Source organism: Mesorhizobium sp. M1334, assembly GCF_040317995.1.
In the GTDB taxonomy this organism is placed as follows: domain Bacteria; phylum Pseudomonadota; class Alphaproteobacteria; order Rhizobiales; family Rhizobiaceae; genus Mesorhizobium.
Window position 1 is genome coordinate 1 of the sequence record NZ_JAMYLM010000056.1, and the last position, 8,948, is coordinate 8,948.

5 protein-coding genes and 3 pseudogenes are annotated in these 8,948 nt (G+C 59.9%); 4 read left to right on the top strand and 4 right to left on the bottom strand.

Annotated features, from left to right (window positions below):
- Together NKH17_RS32930 and NKH17_RS32935 are read left to right on the top strand one after the other, a co-directional pair.
- The coding region (locus tag NKH17_RS32930; RefSeq protein ID WP_502910656.1) for a Mu transposase domain-containing protein at positions 1-692 on the top strand (692 nt) is incomplete at its 5' end.
- A pseudogene (locus NKH17_RS32935) lies at positions 689-1,039 on the top strand (ATP-binding protein); the annotation flags it as partial. The gene NKH17_RS32930 and the pseudogene NKH17_RS32935, both read left to right, overlap by 4 nt.
- Positions 1,040-1,070: 31 nt before the next feature.
- Here the strand turns inward: NKH17_RS32935 and NKH17_RS32940 are convergent.
- The gene (locus NKH17_RS32940) at positions 1,071-3,140 is read right to left on the bottom strand and encodes a recombinase family protein (RefSeq protein ID WP_352973497.1); all 2,070 of its coding nucleotides are present in this window, start codon (positions 3,138-3,140) and stop codon (positions 1,071-1,073) included.
- A gap of 470 nt (positions 3,141-3,610) precedes the next feature.
- Between NKH17_RS32940 and NKH17_RS32945 the strand changes: the two are divergent.
- Positions 3,611-4,138: pseudogene (locus NKH17_RS32945) on the top strand (ATP-binding protein); the annotation flags it as partial.
- Positions 4,139-4,456: 318 nt separating this feature from the next.
- Positions 4,457-6,109, top strand: a complete 1,653-nt coding sequence (locus NKH17_RS32950; RefSeq protein WP_352973498.1) for an MFS transporter — start codon at positions 4,457-4,459, stop codon at positions 6,107-6,109.
- A gap of 135 nt (positions 6,110-6,244) precedes the next feature.
- Here NKH17_RS32950 and dddP read toward each other — a convergent pair whose 3' ends face one another.
- From dddP to NKH17_RS32965, 3 genes and pseudogenes are all read right to left on the bottom strand, one after another.
- Positions 6,245-7,576, bottom strand: coding sequence for a dimethylsulfonioproprionate lyase DddP (dddP, locus tag NKH17_RS32955; RefSeq protein WP_352973500.1), 1,332 nt, complete (start codon positions 7,574-7,576; stop codon positions 6,245-6,247).
- A 149-nt stretch (positions 7,577-7,725) separates the two neighbouring features.
- A complete protein-coding gene (locus NKH17_RS32960; RefSeq protein WP_352973501.1) occupies positions 7,726-8,760 on the bottom strand; it encodes a GlxA family transcriptional regulator in 1,035 nt (344 codons plus the stop codon).
- A 72-nt stretch (positions 8,761-8,832) separates the two neighbouring features.
- A pseudogene (locus NKH17_RS32965) lies at positions 8,833-8,948 on the bottom strand (cobalamin-binding protein); the annotation flags it as partial.

Sequence of the window (8,948 nt, forward strand, 5' to 3'; positions counted from 1 at the left end):
ACCGTATGAAGACGGCTGTGATCGGCGAAGGCGATACCGGCGGCATCGTCTACAACCGTGCCCTCGTCGATCTTGCCCGCCACTATGGTTTCCATCCCAAGGCCTGCCGGCCTTACCGCGCCAAAACAAAAGGCAAGGTCGAGCGACCGTTCCGCTACATTCGCGAGGACTTCTTCCTGGCCCGGTCCTTTCGCAACCTCGAAGACTTGAATGCGCAGTTGCGTCACTGGCTGGACACGGTCGCAAACCCGAGAGTTCACGCAACCACACGGCGTGTCGTCAACGAAGCTTTTGCCGAGGAGCGGGCAGCGCTCCGGCCGCTGCCGTTGGCTCCGTTCCGATCGGTCCTGAAGCTCGAGCGACGCATCAGCCGGGAGGGCATGGTTAGCGTTGGCGGCAATTTCTATAGCGTGCCCGACGCCACCAGGCGCCGTGTCGTCGAGGTACACACGCTGGCCGAAGAGGTGCGCATCTTCGAGGACGGCGCACTGATTGCCACCCATCCTATTCTCGAAGGTCGGCACCAGCGTCATGTCGAGCCCGGGCATCGCAACATCCACGTCCACAAGCGCCGACAAAGACTGAGGAACGACGAGGTCATCCTTCATGGCTCAGGCGACAGGGTCGCTCAGCGCCCGTTGGCCTTCTACGATGCCGTCGCCCGGGTGATGGCGAAGGAGCAGCGTCCATGACGAATGCGCTCGATACCACGCCATCCACAATCGACCGGATCCGCCACGATCTCGTCGGCCTGAAGATGCCACGAGCGCTCGAAGCGCTCGATCATATCGTGCGCCGGCTCGAGCAAGGCGAGATCGCCGCCCTCGAAGCCATGGACATCCTCCTTTCGGAAGAGTTGACCCTCCGCGAGAACAGCCGGATCAAGACGGCACTGCGCATGGGGCGTCTGGCCACGATCAAGACGCTCGCCGGCTTCGACTTCTCTTTCCAGCCCTCGCTCGACCGAGATCGAATCTTCACGCTCGCCCAACTCGGCTTCGTCGCCCGCTGCGAGGTCGTCCACTTCCTCGGCCCACCCGATCCCACGACATAATGCACACCTCGCTATGTTATTGAAAAAGCTGGATCTGCTGATCCTGTGATTGTGATAATGGACTGTGTCCGCTCCTGCCGGAATGGTGCTGGATATCGAGTTGCTCGATATCTTCATGACGGATGATCCAGGGCGTACCCTTGCAATACTGCTCGGCCTTCAGATCGCCGGCGCGGATCATGCGCAGCACGGTCATTGGCCGCAGGCCGAGCTTCGCAGCCGTTTCCTGCAATGTATACTCGCCGCGCTCCGACCGTTCGTCCTTTTTGTAGACGGCGATGTCGTGCTGGTTGCGGAAAGTGCAGACACGGGACTGCGTCCATCCGTTCAGACGACCCGTGGTTTTGCCGAGCCGGTTGAGAAGCGATGCGATCGCTCTATCCGGCAATTGGCGTGCCAGGGCACGGATCAGGTCCTCGATGTCCGGCGGGGCGCCCCAACGGTGATGGCCTGCCTTGTTCTTCCTGACCGAAAGCGCGGTATGGTCGCCGCCCTGCCAATGCACCAGCATTTTGATGTGGTCGTCTTCGATGGCGACGACAATCTCGCGGATCACGGCACGGATGATCCGCTTGCGCGTGGTGGCGGTGGCGTTGGCATGATGCCATGCCAGTTCGAGATCGGCGCCCATGCGCAGCAGGCTCCGCCGTTCCTCTTCTCCCAGAGCCTCAGACTTGTGGCGGTCGAGCGCGTCAAGCTCGTCCTGACGCTCGCGGACGGCTACGAGCGCGGCATTCCAGCGTCGCTCCAGTTCGCCTGCTACAAGCCGGTTGTCCGGGTCGACGGCGTCATACTGGCGGCGTGCATGGGCGGCTTCATAACGTGCCTGCTCGAGTGCGAGCTCCACATGGCGCCGCTTCTCTCCAGCCTGCACGGTGGAGGTCTCGATGGCCTTGATCGCCGCTTCCATGCCGAGCGGTTGAAGGCGTTGAAGAACCTCCGCGCTGACCGCCTGATCGACCCGCAACGATCCGAAGCCGATGCACGGGTCGGTTCCGTGGTTGACCTGCGCTCCGCGGCAATGATAGCGCCCCGTATTGCCGTTGCTGCCGGAATAGGAGACATGCAGCTTGCGGCCGCAAGGGCCGCAGCGCAAGAGACCGCCGAGCAGCAACTCGCCCCGGCGAAGAGCACCGCGCGGCACCAGGCCTTTGCTTGTGGCATTGTCCGTGATCAGGCGCTGATTCCTCTCAAAATCGTGCCAGCTCAGGTAACCTTCGTGATGGTCGATGAGCAAGACCTCCCAGTCGGCGCGATCGCGCCTGATCCCACGCAAAATCCGTTTGCGTCCGGCCTCTATGGTGACTTTGCTGCAGGTTCGCCCGAACGCATAGGCGCCGGCGTAGATCGGGTTGGTGAGAATGTGGTGCACCGTATTGTAGACGGGCAGCTTCCAGACGATCGCCCTGTCCGCCGCGCGCGTGTAATTTACGGCAGGGAGCATAATGCCCTCGCGGCGCAACCACAGATGCACCTGCCGGATTCTCTGCAGTTCGTCGAAACGCCGGAATACAAGATCGATCGCCTCGCGGATCCGCAGGTCCGGGTCTTTCTCGACCCGGTTCCGGCCCGACTTGACGTAACCGATCGCCACCGTCAGGAAAAGTTCGCCCCGTCGTGCCTTCTGCTTCAGGGCTTCGATCGAGCGGGCCCGCAGGATCGAAAGCTCCAGTTCGCTCATCGTGCCCTTCATGCCGAGCAGCAGCCTGTCGTTGGGATGACGCGGTTCGTAGATGCCGTCCTCATCGATGATGAGCGTTCCGACAAGGCCGTAAAACTCGATGAGCGTATGCCAGTCCCGGCCATTGCGGGCCAGCCGGGAGGCTTCAATGGCGAGGACCGCACCAACCCGACCTTCGCAGATCGCCGCCAGAAGCTTCTCAAAGCCCGGACGGCTGATGCCAGACCCTGAACGACCGAGATCTTCATCGATGACGATGGCGTCTTTCCAGCCAAGGGACCGCGCTCGCTCGGCAAGGCCATATTGGCGTCGCCGGCTCTCGGGATTGTTGACGAGTTGATCGGCCGTCGACTGCCGGACATAGACATAGGCACCGCGCGCGAGATGTTCAGCGGTGATCTTCATGATCTGCCTCCCGTCCCCGTCTGGCTCACCACCGCTTCCCTCAGCAAGGTCTCGATCAGCGGGAGGGTCCGTTCCCGGACTTCGCCTGGAAGACTCGATGGCGGAGCCTTCATGGAAAACAGGTCTGGCTGGTCGGTTCGGCATTGCCTGCGCTGCATGGTCGTCTCCTGGCTGGCGTGAGTCGCTCTGCAGAAAACGTAGACATGCATCGACCTCGCGGCGCAGGTCGCGCAGGCATGAAAGGGGAAAACGGGGCGCCTCGCGAACCGCCATCGTCAGGGCGATCTCTTCCGTCATCCAGATCGGAATCAGCGCCAGGCTGCCATCCGGTTGTCGCCCGACATAGGCCGGCTCACCGCAATAACGCTGACGGCCTGTGACGAAAATCTCCCCGCCCGAACGTGGATGAAAGGCGTAACGGACAATCTTCTTTGCCTCGCCATCCTGATAACGGGCATTATGAGCCCAGTCCGACCGGCACAGGCAAGAGCCATCTGGCCATCGCACTTGCCGTCGAGGCTGTGAAGGCTGGAAAGAGCGTCTATTTCTGCACGCTCGCCGAACTCATCGCCGCACTGGCAAGGGCCGAACGCGAAGGCCGCCTGCAGGAACGCATCCGCTTCTTCTGCCGGCCTGCTCTGCTCGTTGTCGACGAGATCGGCTACCTGCCCGTCATCCACGGTGGCGGCAATCTGTTCTTCCAGCTCGTCAACGCCCGCTATGAGAAGGGCGCCATGATTCTCACCTCAAACCGCGGCTTCGCCGAATGGGGCGAGGTCTTCGGCGATCCTGTCGTCGCAACCGCACTTCTCGATCGCCTGCTTCATCATGCGGTCGTCGTCCAGATCGAAGGATCGAGCTATCGGCTCCGCCAACACGCCGAGCTCATGCCCGAACACCTGCGATCAAAAGCCTCCATCACGCCGCCGACGCTCAACGCACCATCACGACCGCGCGGCCGGCCGCCGAAAAATGGACACCCTTCCGCAACAGCCTGAGCGGCGAAACTGGGGAATTTTACTTCGGCACTTTTGGGGAAAATTCGAGCGGCATTGACAGCTGGCACCGTTCTCGTTGAAATCCATGCTACCCGGCAAGCGTAGACGAACGAGATCCGGATGCGTTTCCGTTAAGGCGCCGAGAAACCCTCGATCGGGTAACGGGCGATGCGCCTGATAGATGGCGGCCCACATTTCGTAACCAGGTGAGCTGGAGAACAACACTCGCTTAGCACACGTGACGCCTTGATCCTGCCACGCTCCGCAGGCAGGTCACCAAAGGGAAATCTTTCAGGTAAACAGAGGGGGCGCGGTCCAATGAGCAGGGTAGTGCGCGTCGACGAGGCTTCAGTTTCGTCGGCGACGTTTGCCCCGCTCGAGAACCCAACCTTTCGGGCTATCTGGCTGACAGCACAGCTCTCCAGTCTAGGATGGCTAATGCAAACTGTTGCCATCAGCTGGCTGATGGCCACCATCTCAACCTCGGACGTGATGGTTGCGTTGGTGCAGACGTCCACGACGCTGCCCGTATTCGTGCTGTCGATCATCGCCGGTGCCATTGCCGACAATTTCAGCCGCCGCAGTGTCATGGCGCTCGGCTGGTGCCTGATAGCGTTGTCGTCAACGCTGCTGACTGCTCTTGTGTGGCTGGGATTCTACAATCCCTGGATGATCCTGGCTTTCAGCTGTCTGGCCGGATGCGGTGCTGCCTTCACGGATCCTGCCTGGCACGCATCTGTCGGTGACATACTGCACAAGCGGGAGGTTCCGGCCGCGGTAACGTTGATTTCGGTTGGATACAATGCCATGCGAAGCATCGGTCCGGCGCTTGGCGGCGTTGTTGTTGCTTCCGCTGGACCACTGGTGGCGTTTGCCGTGGCGACGCTGACTTACTTGATAATGCTTTGGGCCATTGGGCGCTACAGTTGGAGTGGCCGCTCTTCACCGCTCCCGCGTGAGCCACTGGCCACGGCTATTCATGACGGAGCACGGTTCACGGCACTGTCGGGAGAGATCAAGGCGGCAATCGCACGAGGAGCGCTTTTCGGCCTGACCAGCATTTCCATATTGGCCTTGTTACCCCTTGTGGCCCGCGATCAGGTTGGGGGAGGGCCGATTGCCTATGGCATTCTTATGGCTGGATTTGGCGCGGGCGCATTGTGCGCCGGCATCTCCAACAACGCGCTGAGGCGGTCACTATCACAGGAGCGGCTGACGACGCTGGCCTGCATCGCCTGCGCGGCCTGCTGTCTGGCTCTTGCTTTCACTCCATCGCTCGTGGTGGCGAGTATTGCCTTAACTCTTGGCGGCGCGGGTTGGGTTGTCACCTGGACGGGGCTTGATGTTAGCGTGCAATTGTCGAGCCCGCGCTGGGTCGTTGGTCGTACGCTTTCGATCTATTCGGCCCTCTCGTCCGGCGGCATCGCAGCCGGCAGTTGGCTCTGGGGCGTTGTGGCGGAAAACTATTCGCTGACATTGGCGCTCGAAAGCTCGGCAGGCGCGCTCCTGTTGGTTGCCACCACGGGCTTGTTGCTGCCAATCCGTCAATGGAAAGAATCTGACCAGGATTCCCTTGGTTTTGAAACGCCCGAGCTGGCTCTCGACCTGAAGTCGCGAAGCGGCCCGATCGTCGTCAAGATCGAGTATGCGATATCGGAGGCGAATGTCGAAGCTTTTCTGGACCAGATGCGGGAGCGGCGCAGGGTGCAAAGCCGCGTCGGTGCTCGACACTGGAACCTGCAGCGCGATCTGCAAGAGCCGGCGCAATGGACAGAGACATTCCGCACGCCGACCTGGATGGATTACCTGCGCCTGAACCATCGCCTCACGGCAGCGGACAAAGAACTGGATCAGCGGCTCCTTGAACTACACGCGGGAGACCTTCCGCCGCGGACCAAACTTTCGATTGAGCGACCGACCGGGGCGAACCGAAAGCGCGATCAAGCGGCGAGCGTCTTTTTCCGCCGTTAAACACGTCGAGAGGAGGTGATGCGCAAAAGGGCCGCGAAGGTTGGTGGAATGATGCCCAAACCCAAGCCGGTGATTTCGCTTACGGCCGGATTTTTTCCAAGTGTAGCCATTCATCACGATTGGGTAAGCGCTCCATCAACCAATCAAAGCTGGGTCGAAAGGGCATTTTGTGAGGTTCTCAACCCCGATCTCGGTGATCAGCACCTGCTCTTCGAGTTTCACACCTTCGCGGCCGCCCACGGCGCCGATGTAGGCCTCCACACATAAAGTCATTCCCGGTTCGAGCACGTAGTCGAACGCCCCTGGTATGAAGTCTTCCGGATAAAGGATGGCCGGGTACTCATCGCAGAGCCCTATACCATGCATCATGACGCCATAACGCTGCTCGACGAATTCGCTTGGGAGCTTGTGGCTCTTTTCAGTGAGTTCCGTAAACGAGACCCCCGGCTTCAGCATGGCCATGTTTGTCAATACATGCTCATAGGCGATTGAGTGCAAGCTCCGCTGCTCGTCAGTCGGCCTTCCTTCACCGCAGTACCAGGTGCGCGAAAAATCAGCACACATCCCGTAAGGGCCGACCATGTCAGTATCGAAAGCCACCAGGTCGCCTGCCATCACTCGACGGGGGCCAGCTTCCTGCATCCACGGGTTTGTCCGCGGCCCGGAGGTCATGATCCGCGTCTCGATCCATTCACCGCCACGAGCGATGTTTTCGGCGTGTAGTACTGACCAGAGTTCAGTTTCCGCTATCCCTGGCTGCAGGCGATCGCGCATTTTGGCGACGGCAATTTCGCAGGTGGCGAGGGAGCAGCGCATAGCATTGATCTCGTCAACACCTTTTATGGCCCTCGCATGCTCCATGAGCTGCATGCCGTTGCAAACCTCGATGCCAACGGCGTCCAGTGCGCGCAAGCCTGGGATTTCAATCTTGTCGATGGCAAGACGCCGGTTCCCGCCGCCAAAGCGGCGCATCAGTTCGTCGATTTGGCCTGCGAACTCCTTGGCAACTGCCTCCTCTACATCGCCGGCGACGAAATAGTAGAACCCCGCTCCGCCATCCCGGATCTCGTTGATCAAAGGGAGGTGTGTGGACAAGTGACTGCACCGATGGAAATCCCAAAGGACGACGTAGCCGTCTGCCGACACGAACACCGCGCGCGACGGGTTGTGCATGATCCAGATATGCATGTTGGACGAGTCCGTTGCATATCGGATGTTTAGCGGATCGAAGCAAAGAATGCCTGCGTAGTCGCGTTGCCGCAACTGTTGCACGATGCGGCTGAGGCGGGTTTGTCTCATACGCGCCAGATTGGGCGGAACGAGGCCGAGTTTCTTCCACTCAGCGAAGGCGAGGTCGGTTGGCCCGATTTCCACGCGGTCATTGTCATCGATGCTGCCGTCAGGCTTTAGCGCGGCGGCGTTTCGCGTTGGATCAATTTTGTGATTTGTGATCGAGAACGACGACATTGATGATGCTTTCCGATGCTGATGCCCTGGATCCTGTCGAAGCAGAAGCTGCTGCTGGTCGAGTTTGAGCGTGGTTCCAGGCGTAGCAAAAGGGGGAAAAAAACGCGTCCGGTATAAGACCAATTTATATGTCCAAGAGGGGCGATTAATCAGGTGCGGCAGGCAGTTGGGTTGATGTCGTAGACCTGACGGAAACATTTCGAAAAGTGCGAGGCCGAGGCAAAACCGCAGGCCACCGCAATCTCCACCACCGGCAGTTCTGTCTGCTCAATCAGGCGCTTGGCACGAGAGAGCCGCAGATGCAGGTAATAGCGCATTGGCGAGGCAGAGAGAGAGCGAGCAAAGAGCCGTTCAATCTGCCGCTGCGACCGGCCAACACATCGGGCGATGTCGCGTAGGGGCAACGGATCTTCGATGTGATCGTCCATGATGCGGATTACTTCGGCTAGCGGTTTGCAGATGCCGGTTTCTCCGGCGTTGATGGTCCACTGGCGGTCATCATCTGAGCGCCAATAGCCGGCATTGGCATGCCGACAAACAGATATTGCTGCTTCGCGTCCGAGGTATTCGCTGATCAGCTGCATGACGAGATCGAAGCAGGCAAATTCGCCCGCACAGGTGACGATGTGGGCATCTCTGACAAACAGCTGGTCTGTCACGCGTAAGCGGCCGAATGTTTCACGGAGAGCCGCCCGCTTATCCCAATGAATAGTGCAAGCCGCATCGTCCAACATCCCGATCTCCGCCAGGAGCCAGGTCGCGGTACCTAGCGCAGTGATTGACACTCCGTGCCGCCTGCAAAGCCGTAGCAGATTGAATAGGGGTGCCGAGGCCTGCTTCTCTACGCGCTCGCCTGCGCAGACGATGACCATATCCGGGTATCTGCCAGCCTGTATGGTTTGTCCGACCCCGGAAAAGTCACTGCCGACGGACACGCCAAGGCCGCTCGCGCATTCGACCGGCTTCCCATCTAAGCTCGCTACCATCCATTTGAAGAAGGATCGGCATGAAACGGAGTTAGCTAGGCGAAGTGGATCCACGAAAGACGAGAGACTGAGTTGCGAGAACCCAGGCAGCACCAGAATGACTATTTGGTACTGATTGGCCTGTGCCTCGATAGCCTGACGCTTGCTGTTCCATTGAATCAAGCGCGGCCCGTCGACCTGCGTAAAAGGCGCATTCATCACAAACGTCCTTGTTGGTTGCCCGACAGCCAGTGACTGGGTTCTCAATGGCTGCAGCAGATCGGTGGAGCTTCAACCCCGGGTGTTATGCCTGCGCTTCATGAAGTCCTTGGCGGTCTCGACCGCCACGGCTGCGTCGCGGCAATAGGCGTCGGCACCGACGGCCTTGCCGAATTCCTCATTCAGCG